We start from the raw sequence: 12,949 nt of genomic DNA on the forward strand, positions 1-12,949 counted from the left end.
CCCGCGCAGACGGGGATCCAGGGTAGTGCGGAATATCGGCGCCATCACGCGAACGCCGTCCGGAAAGGGCAGAACCCGCCACCCTCGCCCCACGCTTGGCCCTGGATCTCCGCCTGCGCGGGGATGACGGCAGGGAATGCCCCTCCCCTTCCAGGGAGGGGAACTTGGCGAACCTACTCCGCCGCTTCGGCCTTGGCCGGCGCCTTCCACGCCAGCACCGGCTTGCGCGCGGCGAGCGTCTCGTCGAGGCGGCGGCGCGGCGCGAAGTGCGGCGCGGTGCGGATCGTCGGATCGCCGTTCTTCGCGCGGGCGGCCACGCTGCGGAACGCGCCGATGAACTGGTCGAGCGTCGCCTTGCTCTCGGTCTCGGTCGGCTCCACCAGCATCGCGCCATGGACGACAAGCGGGAAATAGACCGTCATCGGGTGGTAGCCCTCGTCGATCAGCCCCTTGGCGATGTCGATCGTCGACAGGCCCTCGGGCAGGCCCCTGTCGCTGAAGATCGCCTCGTGCATGCACGGCCCGAACTTGGCGAAGGGCGCGTCGAGCACGTCCTCCATCGAGCGCAGGATATAATTGGCGTTGAGCACCGAATCCTCGGCGACCTGGCGCAGGCCGTCGGCGCCGTGGCTGAGGATATAGGTGAGCGCGCGGGTGAACATGCCCATCTGGCCGTTGAAGGCGGTCATGCGCCCGAAGGTACCGGCATGATGCTCGCCCGCGGTCTCTTCCTCGACCAGATGGAACTTGTCGCCCTGCTTCTCGACGAACGGCAGCGGCGCATAGGGCGCCAGCGCCGCCGACAGCACGACCGGGCCCGAGCCCGGGCCGCCGCCGCCATGCGGAGTCGAGAAGGTCTTGTGCAAGTTGATGTGCATCGCATCGACGCCGAGATCGCCCGGGCGCACCCGGCCGACGATCGCGTTGAAATTCGCGCCGTCGCAATAGACGTAACCGCCCGCCGCGTGCACCGCGTCCGAGATCGCCTTCATGTCGCGCTCGAACAGGCCGCAGGTGTTGGGATTGGTGATCATCACCCCGGCGATGTCCGGCCCCAGCCGCGCCTTGAGCGCCTCCAGGTCGACGCGGCCGTCCTCGGTGGCAGGAATGTCCTCGACCGAAAAGCCGGCAAAGGCGGCGGTGGCCGGGTTGGTGCCGTGCGCGCTGGTCGGCACGAGCAGGATCTTGCGGTCCTGCTGGCCCTGCGCATCGAGCGCCGAACGAATCGCGAGGATGCCGCACAGCTCGCCATGCGCGCCGGCCTTGGGGCTCATCGCCACGGCCTGCATGCCGGTGAGCGTGATCAGCCAGTGGGCGAGCTGGTCGATCACCTCAAGCGCGCCCTGCACCGTGTCTACGGGCGCGAGCGGGTGGATGTCGGCGAAGCCCGGCAGGCGCGCCATCCGCTCGTTGAGGCGCGGATTGTGCTTCATCGTGCACGAGCCGAGCGGGAACAGGCCCAGGTCGATCGCATAGTTCTGACGGCTGAGGCGCGTATAGTGGCGCACCGTCTCCGGCTCGGACAGGCCGGGCAGACCGATCTCGCCCGAACGCTCGAGCCCGCCGAGACGCGAGGTCCCCCGGGGCGCTTCGCCGAAATCGACGCCGGTAGTCTCGGACGAGCCGATCTCGAAGATGAGCGGCTCCTCGAGCATCAGCGCGCGGTTGCCGGTGAAGGTCGAAAGATCGCCGGCCTCGCCCGCTTCCGGAGTGGTGGGGCGCCAGCCGGACTGGTTGATCGTGCTCATGCCAGCACCTCCTGAAGCGCGGAGGCAAGCGTCTCGACGTCCTCCTGGGTGGTGGTTTCGGTGACCGCGACGATCAGGCCATTGGCCAGATCCTCGGCGCCTGGATAGAGGCGGCCGAGCGACACGCCGGCAAGGATGCCCTTGTCGGCGAGCTGGCGCACGACCGGGCGGGCTTCCTTCGACAGCTTCAGCGTGAACTCGTTGAAGAATGTCGGAGTGACCAGCTCGACGCCCGGCACCTGGGCCAGGCGATCGGCTGCGGCGGAAGCGCCGGCATGGTTGATCGCGGCGAGCTGGCGCAGACCCTTCTCGCCGAGCAGGGTCATGTGCACCGACATGGCGAGCGCGCAGAGCACCGAGCTGGTGCAGATGTTGGAAGTCGCCTTCTCGCGGCGGATATGCTGCTCGCGGGTGCTGAGCGTCAGCACATAGCCGCGCTTGCCCTCGGCATCGACGGTCTCGCCGCAAAGGCGCCCCGGCATCTGGCGGACCAGCTTCTCCGAACAGGCGAACAGGCCGACATAGGGCCCGCCGAACTGCAGGCCGACGCCGAGCGACTGGCCTTCGCCCACCACGATGTCCGCGCCCATCTCGCCCGGCGCCTTGATCGCGCCGAGCGCGACGGGCTCCGTCACCACGGCGACGAGCAGCGCCTTCTTCGCATGCGCGGCCTCGGCGAGCTTGGAGAGGTCGGCGATGCGGCCGAGAATGTCGGGATACTGGACCACGACGCAGCTGGTGTCGTCGTCGATCCGGGCGATCAGGTCATCGGTGTCCGGGGTCGGCGACAGCGTCGGCAGCGCGGTGACGAGCTGGTCGCCGGTGAACTTGGCCATGGTCTCGGCGACCGAGACATAATGCGGGTGCAGGCCGCCCGAGAGGATCGCCTTGCCGCGCTTGGTGACGCGGCGGGCCATGGTGATCGCTTCCCAGCACGCCGTCGAGCCGTCGTACATCGAAGCATTCGCCACGTCGCAGCCGAGCAGCCGCGCGATCTGCGACTGGAACTCGAACATCATCTGCAGCGTGCCCTGCGCGATTTCCGGCTGATAGGGCGTGTAGGCGGTGAGGAACTCGCCGCGCTGGATGATATGATCGACGCTCGCCGGCACGTGATGGCGATAGGCGCCGGCGCCGAGGAAGAAGGGCGCCGCCCCCGCCGCCAGGTTCTTCGCCGCCAGCCTGGTCATGTGGCGTTCGACGGCAAGTTCGCTGGCATGCATCGGCAAGCCGGCGATCGGGCCGTCGAGCACCGCGCTGGCGGGCACATCGGCGAAGAGGTCGTCGATCGACCTGGCGCCGACGACGCCGAGCATCGCCTCGCGATCGGGCTGGGTAAGGGGCAGGTAGCGCATTCAACTCTTCTCCACCCCTCCCTGCAAGGGAGGGGCAAGGGGTGGGTTGGCGGCGACGGAGGCTCGATGCCTCCGGCGTCGCTATCTCGGGAGGTGGCAGGAGACGCTCGCTGCGCTCGCAACCCACCCCCGCCCCCTCCCTTGCAGGGAGGGGAGTATCGTCAGAGCTTCGAGACGTATTCCTGATAGGCGCTGTCGTTCATCAGGCTCTCCAGCTCGGTGGCGTCGCTGAGCGTGAGCTTGAAGAACCAGCCTTCGCCCTCGGGATCCTCGTTGACCAGCGCGGGGTTGTCGGCGAGTTCGGTATTGCCCTCGATCACCGTGCCCGAGACCGGCGCATAGACGTCCGAGGCAGCCTTGACCGACTCGACGACGGCGGCATCGTCGCCCTTCGACACCTGCTTGCCCTCGTCCGGCACTTCGACGAACACGATGTCGCCAAGCTGGCTCTGGGCATATTCGGTGATGCCGACGGTGGCGGTGTCGCCGTCGACGTCGACCCACTCATGGTCCTCGGTGAAATAGCGGCTCATCAGGCTCCCTTTCTGACGTAACGATGGGGGACGAAGGGCATCTTCACGACCTCCGCCGAATGGATCTTGCCGCGCTGGGCAAGGGTGATCTTCGTGCCGGGCTCGGCGCTGGCTGCCGGCACATAGGCCATGGCGATCGGCTGCTGCAGCGTCGGCGCGAAGCCGCCGCTCGTGACCTTGCCGACTTCGTTGCCGTCCGCATCGAGGACGATGCCGCCCTCGCGGACCGGCTGGCGCCCTTCGACGACCAGGCCGACGCGCTTGAGGATCGAGCCGTTCTCGCGCTCGATCATGATGCGTGCATGGCCGGGGAAGCCGCCTTCCTCGCGGCGACGCTTCTTCAGCGCGAAGCCGAGCGCGGCCGCCACCGGGGTGGTCTCGGTATCGAGATCATGGCCGTAGAGCGGCAGGTCGGCCTCCAGGCGCAGCGAATCGCGAGCACCCAGGCCGATCGGCTTCACTTCGGGCTGGACGGTGATCGCATCGGCCAGCGCCTCGGCGCCCTCGACGGGCACGGAGAGCTCGAAGCCGTCCTCGCCGGTATAGCCCGAGCGGCTGACCCACAGCGCATGGCCCTGCCACTGGAAGGGCGCGCCCTGCATGAAGACGAGGTCGGAGACCCCGGGGATCACCCGCTCCAGCGCGGCCGCCGCCTCGGGGCCCTGGAGCGCGAGCAGGGCATGATCCTCCATATGGTTCATGCCGATCTCGTCGGGCAGGAACTCGCGGAAATGGGCGATGTCGTCCCATTTGCAGGCGCCGTTGACCACCATATAGACTTCGCCGTCGGCAAGGCGAGTCAGCATCAGGTCGTCGAGGATGCCGCCATTCTCGGCCATCAGCAGCGAATAGACCGGGTGGGAGAGCTTCGCCGCCTGGATGTCGGCCGGCATCAGCGCCTCGAGCGCAGCCTCGACGCCTTCGCCCGTGAAGGTCAGCTGGCCCATATGGCTGACGTCGAACAGCCCGGCATGCTCGCGCACCCAGATATGCTCGGCCATGATGCCTTCATATTGGACGGGCATCTCATAGCCGGCGAAGGGCACCATGCGGCCGCCCCGGTTCCGGTGCCACTGGTCGAGCGGGAGCTTGCGCAGCTCGATCTCGCCCTCCCCGCCTTCGGGATCGCCGCCAAGGGGCTGGTCCTGGACTTGCTGGCTCATCGCGGCACTCCGGATTCGAGAGGAAATCGACGGCACGGCGCGGAACCCTCGCGCACCATTCCATCGCCCCCTCTGTCACGGAACCTGAGAGCTTTCGCCAGATGCCTGGCTTACCCCTTCGGTGGGACGTGGCCGGGCCGCGTCCGCTTTCCAGAGTGTCGTGCCCGCGCGGTCCCTTGTGCCTGAGAGATTCCGGGGCGGTTGCTCCTTCGGCGGGTGATCCGGGGATCACCGCTCTCCCGCGCGTGCCTATCGACGATGCGCAGCCTTGGCCGCACCCTCGATTCGAGTCAATCGGAGAAACTCCCCCTCCCTTCCACGGAGGGGAAGAAGCGTTACCGAGTGACGTTGTACTTCAGCTGGTCCTCGGTCAGCTGGAAGCCGACCAGCGCCTCGAACGTGGCGGAAAGCACCGCGCCGCGGATCGAGGGATCGGCCAGCGGGTCCATCGCCGCCGCCTGCTCGCCGGCCTTGCGCTTCTCGGTGAGGCGCTTGCGAACCTCGTCCGGCAGCGTCGCCGCGCTGCGGTCGACATAAGTGGTGGCGGTGCCGCTGGTCTGCGCACGCAGCTGGCCCGGCTCGAAATGGACGGTGACGCGGTTGATCCGCTTGGCGACCACCGAAGTGCCGCCGCGTACCACCGTCACGAAATAGGGGAAGCTCACGTCGCGCGCGCCATCGGCGCTCTGGCGACGCGCCAGCACGTCGAAATTGACCGTGGTGACGACTTGCGGGCCGGCATCGTCGCAAGTCGAGGTGACGTTGGTCATCACCGCATTGACGTCGATCGCGCTCGCCTCGCGGCTGTTCGCCGGGTTGAAGATCGTCATGTCCCCCGTGCCGGCGGGAATCGCGACGTGCGGGCAGGCGGAGCGCACCGCCGTGACGCCGGCGCCGCCGCCATTGGCATCGATTTCGCCGGTGCGGCTGCAGGCGCCGAGCGCGAGCGGGATCAGAGCGAAAACGGCGAGCTTGCGGACCAAGACGGAAACCCTTTCAAACACACGGGACCAGAGGGGTCCAAAACGGCGCGCACCATAGGAACCGCGTTGAGCCCGCGCAAGCAATCGCGTAGGTGCGAGGCGGAACTATGGCAGACCCTGTAAAACCCTATCTCGAGCTGCTCATCGCAGCGCCCCGCGGCTTCTGCGCCGGCGTCGACCGTGCCATTCGCATCGTCGAGCTGGCGATCGAGAAGTACGGCGCCCCCGTCTATGTGCGCCACGAGATCGTCCACAACAAATATGTCGTCGACAGCCTGAAGGCGAAGGGCGCGATCTTCGTCGAGGAGCTCGACCAGGTGCCCGACGACGTGCCGGTGGTCTTCTCCGCCCACGGCGTGCCCAAGGCGGTGCCGGCCAAGGCGGAGGAGCGCGGCCTCGAATATCTCGACGCCACCTGCCCGCTCGTCTCCAAGGTCCATCGCCAGGCCGAGCGGCTGGTCGCTGCCGGGCGGCACATATTGTTCATCGGCCATGCCGGCCATCCGGAAGTGATCGGCACCTTCGGCCAGGTCCCGGCAGGATCGATGACGCTGGTGGAGACGCCGGCCGATGCCGAGGCGGTGCAGGCCTCCGATCCGGGCAACCTCGCCTTCCTGACCCAGACCACGCTCTCGGTGGACGATACCGCGGCGACGCTGGCGGTGCTCAGGCGCCGGTTCCCGGAAATCCTCGCGCCCGGGCCGAACGACATCTGCTACGCGACCACCAACCGCCAGGGCGCAGTGAAGGCGATCGCGTCGTCGGTCGATCTGGTGCTGATCATCGGCGGCCTCAACTCGTCCAACTCGCTCCGCCTCGTCGAAGTGGCCGAACGCCAGGGCACCACCGCCTATCTGATCCAGCGCGCCGAGGATGTGGACTGGGACTGGTTCGCCGGCGTGGGCACCGTCGGCGTCAGCGCGGGCGCATCGGCCCCCGAACTGCTGGTCCGCGAGCTGGTCGACAAGCTTTCCGAGCGCTTCGAAGTGCATGAGCGCGAAGTCGAGACGGTGCCCGAGGACGTCACCTTCAAGCTGCCGCGCGGGCTGGAAGCCGCCTGATGCACGCCCCAAGCACAACTGCGGTTGTGCGCGGGGCGCCGGCAGGAGATGGGGCAGGAGATGGGTCGCCCCGTTCGCGGGGATGACGAAGGGGGACGTGTGGCGGTCTATACGCAGGTTTCGGCAGAGGCGCTCGGCGCGTTCCTCGACAAGTTCGACGTTGGCGAGCTGGTCTCGGCCAAGGGCATTGCCGAGGGCGTGGAGAATTCCAACTATCTGGTCGACACGACGAAGAGCCGCTTCATCCTGACGCTCTATGAGAAGCGCGTGGCGGCTGGCGACCTGCCCTATTTCATGGCGCTGCTCGAGCATCTGGCGGATCGCGGCCTGCCGGTGCCGCCGGCAGTGCCCGACCGTTCCGGCACGCTGATCCACGAACTGGAAGGCCGCCCGGCCTGCCTGATCCAGTTTCTCTCGGGCGTATCGGTCTCGCACCCCATGCCGGCCCAGGCGCACGCCGCGGGCGACGCGATGGGCCGGATGCACGCCGCCGTCCGCGACTTTCCGCTCGACCGCCCCAATTCGATGGGCGCCGGGACATGGGCGCCGCTGTTCGCGCGCTGCGGCAAGAGCCTCGATGAAATCACGCCGGGCCTCTACGACGATATCGGCTTCGCGCTCGACGCCACGCTGTCGGCCTGGACCGAGGACGGGCTGGACCGCTGCGCCATCCATGCCGATCTGTTCCCCGACAATGTCCTGATGCTCGGCGAGCGGGTGACCGGCCTGATCGACTTTTACTTCGCCTGCACCGACCTGCGCATCTACGACCTCGCCGTCGCGCACACCGCCTGGGCCTTCGACGCGGCGGGGCGGCAGTTCGACCGGACGGTCGGGGATGCGCTGATCGCCGGCTATGCGAAGCATTTCCCCCTGAGTGGCCATGAACGCACCCAGTTCGATGTCTGTGCGGTCGGATCGTGCATCCGGTTCACCTTGTCGCGCGCCTGGGACTGGCTCAACACCCCCGCGGACGCGCTGGTGACGCGCAAGGACCCCCTCGCCTTCTGGCGGCGCGTGAAAACCTATGACAGCGCCCTCGGAGAGCGTCTAAGGACGCTCGTCTGATGGAATTGCAACATGTCGAGATCGCCACCGATGGCGCGTGCAAGGGCAACCCGGGCAAGGGCGGCTGGGGCGTGGTGCTGCGTATGGGCGGCGTCGAGAAGGAACTTTCCGGCGGCGAGAAGCACACCACCAACAACCGCATGGAGCTGATGGCGGCGATCCAGGGGCTGAACGCGCTCAAGCGCCCCTGCCGCGTGACGCTCTCCACCGACAGCCGCTATGTGATGGACGGCCTGACCAAGTGGATCCATGGCTGGCTGAAGAACGGCTGGAAGACCGCCGACAAGAAGCCGGTGAAGAATGCCGACCTGTGGCAGGAACTGCTCGCTGCCGCGAAACCGCACCGCGTGGAATGGGTGTGGGTGAAGGGCCATGCCGGCCATCCCGACAACGAGCGCGCCGACAAGCTGGCCAGCGACGCCGCGATCGCCGCCTGAGGGCCGGCGGCGGCCCCGTTCCCGCGGCGTCAGGTAGCGCCGAGCGCCCCCGCCATCAGCGTCTGGGTGATCTCCTGCAGCGGCGGCGCTCCATAGGACAGGAGCTGTATCATCCCCACGAACGCGAGATCATTCTCGGGATCGACCCAGAACCAGGTGCCCGCGGCGCCGTCCCAATGATAGGTCCCGCGCCCCACCGGCACCCCGGCAAGGGCGGGATCGGTGAAAACCACGCCGTTATAGCCATAGCCGAAGCCGGGCCGGAACTTCTGGTGCCCGGCGACGAAGCGCGTCTCAAGCAGCGCATCGGGCAGGCGGTTGGTCATCTGTTCGCGCACCCCCGCGGCGCTGACGATCCGGCGCCCCGCCAGCGTTCCGCCGTTCAGCAGCATCTGCGCATAACGGGCATAGTCGAGCGCCGTCGAATAGAGCCCGGCGCCCCCCATGGCGAGGCCGGGCTCGCACTCCGGATCCGGCCGCATCGGATTGACCGCGAGCTTCTCCAGGGCCCCGTCCAGCGGCTTGAAATAGAGGTGGGCGAGGCGGTGGCGCTTCTCGGGCGGCACGAAGAAGGCGGTATCGGCCATGCCCAGCGGCGCAAAGATTCGCGTACGCATGAAATCGGCCAGGCGCTGGCCGCTCAGCCGCTCGATGATCGCCCCCTGCACGTCCATCGACAGGCTGTAGCGCCACAAGGTCCCCGGCTGGTGCGCGAGCGGCACCGTCGCCAGCCGGGCGACCATCTCGTCCAGGTCCGCAGCGCCGAGGATGCGCGCCTGCCGGTACAGCGCCTCGATCCGGTCCTTCGGCTCGCCGAGCGGCAGGCCATAGGCGAAGCCGGCGCGGTGCGTCATCAGCTCGGCCATGGTCGGCGAGTGATCGGGCGCGACGCGGCCATCCTCCCCCGCCAGCACCTGGAGATCGGCCAGTTCGGGGAGGTGGCGCGCGATGGGATCCTCGGGCCGCCACAAGCCCTGGTCGCGCAGGATCATCATCGCCGTGGCGGTAATCGGCTTGGTCATCGAGAAGATGCGGAAGATCGCGTCCTCGGCTAGCGGCGTGCCCGCTTCGATGTCGTCCAGGCCCAGGCTGCGGATGCGCGCGATCCGGCCATGGCGCAGCGTGAGCGTGACCGCGCCTGCGACGATGCCCGCGTCGATCCGCGCCTGTATCGCGGCATCGACGGCATCGAGCCCGCTGGCGGCGAGGCCGACCTGTTCCGGGGCAACCCGCTCCATCAACTGCGCCCGTTCCAACTGGAGACCTGGATCGCCTCGGGGTGTATTTCGCCGCCGCCGGCGCGCGTGACCGTGACGATGCTCTCCTCGCCTCCCGCCAGGTCGAAATGATTGTCGCTGAAACGCAGCGCCGGATCGTCCGAGCGGAGCCGGACGGCCAGCGCATAGCGTTCCGCCGCGATGCCGAGGCGCAGCCCGGCGCCCATCGGCTCGCAGCGCACCCGCAGCCCGGGATCGGGCGCCAGCGCCAGATCCTTCACCGGCGCAAGGAGCGTCCGGTTCGCGGGGAATGCCCCGCCGGCACTGCGCACCGTCAGGGCATGCGCCACGGAATGCGCGGCAGGGCCCCGCCAGATACAGGCGCTGCCATTCGCCGCCGCTTCGAACGGCACCCGCTCCTCCCGCTCGGCGCCGCCGGCCAGCCGCGCCAGCGCGATGACGGCGGTGTCGCGAACCGGCGCGAGCCGGTCATTGGTGATCCACAGCTCCGCGACCTCGCCGTCCAGCCGGAACGACGCCAGCACGGGCGCGAAGGCGCGGCGGGTGGTGTACCATGCCGATTTGGCGACACCGTCATGGTCGATCAGGCTCCAGCTGACGCAGGGCCAGCAATCATTGTGCTGCCAGATCAGCGCGCCCGAACAATGCGGCTTGCGGCGGCGATAATGCTCGATGCCGAACTTCAGCCCCTCGGCCTGGGTGAGCATGGTGAAGTCGACATAATCGGCAAGCGTCGCCGGCAGGCCGGTGACCGGCGCCATCATCGCGCTCGCCTTGTCGGCCACGTCCTTGATCCGATCGAGAAACCCCTGGCTGCCCAGCACCAGGTCCTCGGGCGCCATCCAGCGCTCGAGCGTGCCGATATCGGGCGCGCCCTGGATGCCGAACTCGCTGACGAAGCGGGCCATGTCCTCGGCATAGCGGGTGAAGGCGACGCCCTCGGGCGAGCTGTCGTTGCTGCCCATCGCATCGGTGTCCGGCACCAGCGGAATGCCGTGCCACACCGTCCAGTTGTGGACGTCGCCGCCGCGCATGGAATTGGGGCTCGGGCCGCCCCAGGGGCTGCTCGGCCAATAGGGCGTGGCGGGATCGAGATCGGCGAGAATGTCGGGAATCAGTTCGTCGTAGAATTTCAGCCCGGCCAGCGGGGCGGCAGTGCCGGCAGCGTGGTCGGCGAAGAACTGGATACCCTGATTCTCGTTGTTGCCGCACCACAGCGCCAGGCAGGCATGGTGGCGCAGGCGCGACACCTGCTCGACCACTTCGGCGCGGACATTCTCGACAAAGGCGGGATCGTCGTCCGGATAGGGCGCGCAGGCGAACATGAAATCCTGCCACACCAGCAGGCCGAGCCGGTCGCACTCCGCATAGAAGATGTCGTGCTCGTAGATGCCCCCGCCCCAGACGCGAATCATGTTCATATTGGCGCCGACCGCGCGCTCGAGCAGGTCGCGATAGGCGGCATCGGGGATCGCGCCGACGAAGGAACTCGCGGGCACCCAGTTGGCGCCCTTGGCAAAGATCGGGACGCCGTTGAGCACGAAGCGGAAGAAGCTGGCGCCCGGCTCGTCGGGATCCGGCGACTGGTCGATCGCGATGGTGCGGATGCCGACGCGGTGGCGGATCACCCGCCCGTCGCTGGTCGCGACCAGCGTGTAGAGCGGCTGTCCGCCCAGCTCGGCAGTCCACCAGAGCTGGGGGTCGGGCACCGTCATCGCGACCGGGCCCGAGCCCCGCCGGGACGCGGCGGCGACGGGAATGCCCGCGGGATCGAGCAGTTCGACGGCGATGTCGACAGGCCTGGAGAGATCGAGATCGACCGTGACTTCCGCCGCCCCCGCGATCGAGCGCGTCGTGAAGTTCAGGCTGCGGAGCGTCGCCGCGCGCCGGGGCTCGATCCGCACCGGCTTCCAGATGCCGACGGTCGGCAGGTCGGGCCCCCAGTCCCAGCCCCAGCCGAACTGCGCCTTGCGCATCAGCGTGCGGCGCGAGCGGCTGATCCGATCGGTGAAGACCGGCCAGACGGGCAGCGGCGCGCCGGCGACCTTCGCGGCGGTGGGGTGGAAGCGGATGGCGAGATCGTGCGTGCCGGGCGCGTGCCCGGACAGGTCGAAGCGCCAGCTGCGGAACATGTTGTCGGCGCTGCCGATCGGCACGCCGTCCAGATGGATGTCGGCAAAGGTGTCGAGACCTTCGAACACCAGCACGGCATCGCCGCCGATCTCGATCCGCGCATGCCACCACCATTCGCGGTCGCGCACCCAGGCCGCGGCTGCCTCGTTCCGCCCGGCATAGGGATCGGCGAGCCGGCCCGCCTCGATCAGCGCGCGATAGGTGTCGCCGGGCGCATCGGCGGGGATCCAGCCCGCGCCCCGCCCCTGCGCGGCGCCGGCGGGCCCGCCTTCGCCGGGCGCAAAATCCCGTATCCGCCAGGCACTGACGAATTCGCTCATGATCCAGCCCTCTTCAATTCCGGGCGCGCGCCGATCGGGCGGCGAACGCCTCCGCGTTCACATCACAAGAACATCCGCATTCGTCGGCGCCGCCATCCTCGCTCGGCGACAACGGGCGCGAACGGGGAGCCCCATGGGGATCAGCCGGCCGCCGCCGCCCGGGCCTCGGCCCGGTCGCGACAGATGCCTTCGAAGCCGAACGCCAGGAAACGCGCCATGCGCGCCTTCACCGCGGGGAAATCCTCGGACTTGCACAGCCCCTGGGACAGCTGGTCGATGCGGCCGGTGCGGGCCAGGGTCATCACCAGCGCGCCGGTGACGAAGTGATAGCCCCAGAAAATATCCTCTTCCGGGCACTCCGGCAGCGCCTGCTTGAGCAGCCCGATCAGCTTGAGCACCACCGGATCGAAATGCTCGTCGAACAGCTTGGCGCCCCAGACCGGCGCCATCGCCACCTGGGCGCCCAGGCCGGCGAAGTTGCGCCAGCCCTCCCCGCCCTGGATATAGAGATCGAGATCGGTGTCGAGGAACGCGCGCAGCGCCCCCTCCACCGTCGGCTTGCCCCTGCATTCGCCGGCATAGCGATCGAGCGCCGCCATGCGCTTGTCCGCCGTCACATGGGCGCGGCGGGCGAAGACGGCATCGAACATCGCCTTCTTGTCGTCGAAATAATAATGGAGGAGCGAGGTGTGGACGTCCGCCTGCTGCGCCACGTCCTTCAGCGTCACGCCATAGAGCCCGCGCTGCGAGAAGAGATATTCCGCCGCGTCGAGGATCACTTCCAGCGTCTCGGCGCGCTGCTGCGCCTTGGTGCGCCGCTTGGGCTTGGCTTCGGTCATTGTCGCTCCATCGATCGACGCGCCCCTGCCGCCAGCAATTGCCGAAGAAGAAAGGCCCGCCTGATCCATGG

11 protein-coding genes and 2 riboswitches are annotated in these 12,949 nt (G+C 68.3%); of the genes, 3 read left to right on the forward strand and 8 right to left on the reverse strand.

From position 1 onward, the window contains the following. Positions 1-173: 173 nt before the first annotated feature. The 5 genes from gcvPB to FFS08_RS15275 all read right to left on the reverse strand — a co-directional run bounded on the left by gcvPB (position 174) and on the right by FFS08_RS15275 (position 5,782). Positions 174-1,748, reverse strand: a complete 1,575-nt coding sequence (gcvPB, locus tag FFS08_RS15255) for an aminomethyl-transferring glycine dehydrogenase subunit GcvPB (protein ID WP_137863119.1) — start codon at positions 1,746-1,748, stop codon at positions 174-176. Then, a complete protein-coding gene (gene gcvPA / locus FFS08_RS15260; protein ID WP_137863120.1) occupies positions 1,745-3,103 on the reverse strand; it encodes an aminomethyl-transferring glycine dehydrogenase subunit GcvPA in 1,359 nt (452 codons plus the stop codon). Before gcvPA ends, gcvPB begins: the two co-directional genes overlap by 4 nt. Before the next feature lie 161 nt (positions 3,104-3,264). Continuing rightward, positions 3,265-3,636 carry a glycine cleavage system protein GcvH gene (gene gcvH, locus FFS08_RS15265; RefSeq protein WP_137863121.1) on the reverse strand — a complete coding sequence of 124 codons (372 nt, stop codon included), beginning with the start codon at positions 3,634-3,636 and terminating at the stop codon, positions 3,265-3,267. Continuing rightward, entirely contained in the window at positions 3,636-4,799 is a 1,164-nt protein-coding gene (gene gcvT, locus FFS08_RS15270) for a glycine cleavage system aminomethyltransferase GcvT (protein WP_137863122.1), read from the reverse strand. Before gcvT ends, gcvH begins: the two co-directional genes overlap by 1 nt. Before the next feature lie 68 nt (positions 4,800-4,867). Beyond that, positions 4,868-4,957, reverse strand: a riboswitch (glycine riboswitch). Between the two features lies 1 nt (position 4,958). Next, positions 4,959-5,051: riboswitch (glycine riboswitch) on the reverse strand. Between the two features lie 83 nt (positions 5,052-5,134). Continuing rightward, on the reverse strand, positions 5,135-5,782 hold the full coding sequence (locus FFS08_RS15275; protein WP_171012632.1) for a hypothetical protein: 648 nt from the start codon (positions 5,780-5,782) through the stop codon (positions 5,135-5,137). A 107-nt stretch (positions 5,783-5,889) separates the two neighbouring features. On the opposite strand from FFS08_RS15275, the gene ispH reads away from it, so the two are divergent. The 3 genes from ispH (at position 5,890) to rnhA (ending at position 8,348) form a co-directional block, all read left to right on the forward strand. Continuing rightward, the gene (gene ispH, locus FFS08_RS15280; RefSeq protein WP_137863123.1) at positions 5,890-6,843 is read left to right on the forward strand and encodes a 4-hydroxy-3-methylbut-2-enyl diphosphate reductase; all 954 of its coding nucleotides are present in this window, start codon (positions 5,890-5,892) and stop codon (positions 6,841-6,843) included. A gap of 99 nt (positions 6,844-6,942) precedes the next feature. Next, complete coding sequence (thrB, locus tag FFS08_RS15285) at positions 6,943-7,911, forward strand: homoserine kinase (protein WP_137863186.1); 969 nt, start codon at positions 6,943-6,945, stop codon at positions 7,909-7,911. Next, entirely contained in the window at positions 7,911-8,348 is a 438-nt protein-coding gene (gene rnhA, locus FFS08_RS15290) for a ribonuclease HI (protein ID WP_137863124.1), read from the forward strand. The genes thrB and rnhA overlap by 1 nt, the downstream gene beginning before the upstream one ends. A gap of 29 nt (positions 8,349-8,377) precedes the next feature. On the opposite strand, the gene FFS08_RS15295 is transcribed toward rnhA, so the two are convergent. The 3 genes from FFS08_RS15295 to FFS08_RS15305 form a co-directional block, all read right to left on the reverse strand. After that, entirely contained in the window at positions 8,378-9,586 is a 1,209-nt protein-coding gene (locus tag FFS08_RS15295) for a serine hydrolase domain-containing protein (protein ID WP_137863125.1), read from the reverse strand. Then, positions 9,586-12,039, reverse strand: coding sequence for a beta-mannosidase (locus FFS08_RS15300; protein ID WP_137863126.1), 2,454 nt, complete (start codon positions 12,037-12,039; stop codon positions 9,586-9,588). Before FFS08_RS15300 ends, FFS08_RS15295 begins: the two co-directional genes overlap by 1 nt. Positions 12,040-12,179: 140 nt before the next feature. Further along, complete coding sequence (locus FFS08_RS15305; RefSeq protein WP_137863127.1) at positions 12,180-12,878, reverse strand: TetR/AcrR family transcriptional regulator; 699 nt, start codon at positions 12,876-12,878, stop codon at positions 12,180-12,182. Between the last annotated feature and the right edge of the window lie 71 nt (positions 12,879-12,949).

It is taken from the genome of Sphingomonas sp. 1F27F7B (assembly GCF_005503355.1).
GTDB lineage: Bacteria > Pseudomonadota > Alphaproteobacteria > Sphingomonadales > Sphingomonadaceae > Sphingomonas.

Excerpts from the sequence above, each read along its gene's own strand:
- FFS08_RS15295 (WP_137863125.1), bottom strand. The coding sequence starts at position 9,586 with ATGGAGCGGGTTGCCCCGGAACAGGTCGGCCTCGCCGCCAGCGGGCTC.
- ispH (WP_137863123.1), top strand. The coding sequence starts at position 5,890 with ATGGCAGACCCTGTAAAACCCTATCTCGAGCTGCTCATCGCAGCGCCC.
- gcvT (WP_137863122.1), bottom strand. The coding sequence starts at position 4,799 with ATGAGCCAGCAAGTCCAGGACCAGCCCCTTGGCGGCGATCCCGAAGGC.
- gcvPB (WP_137863119.1), bottom strand. The coding sequence starts at position 1,748 with ATGAGCACGATCAACCAGTCCGGCTGGCGCCCCACCACTCCGGAAGCG.
- rnhA (WP_137863124.1), top strand. The coding sequence starts at position 7,911 with ATGGAATTGCAACATGTCGAGATCGCCACCGATGGCGCGTGCAAGGGC.
- gcvPA (WP_137863120.1), bottom strand. The coding sequence starts at position 3,103 with ATGCGCTACCTGCCCCTTACCCAGCCCGATCGCGAGGCGATGCTCGGC.
- FFS08_RS15300 (WP_137863126.1), bottom strand. The coding sequence starts at position 12,039 with ATGAGCGAATTCGTCAGTGCCTGGCGGATACGGGATTTTGCGCCCGGC.
- gcvH (WP_137863121.1), bottom strand. The coding sequence starts at position 3,636 with ATGAGCCGCTATTTCACCGAGGACCATGAGTGGGTCGACGTCGACGGC.
- FFS08_RS15305 (WP_137863127.1), bottom strand. The coding sequence starts at position 12,878 with ATGACCGAAGCCAAGCCCAAGCGGCGCACCAAGGCGCAGCAGCGCGCC.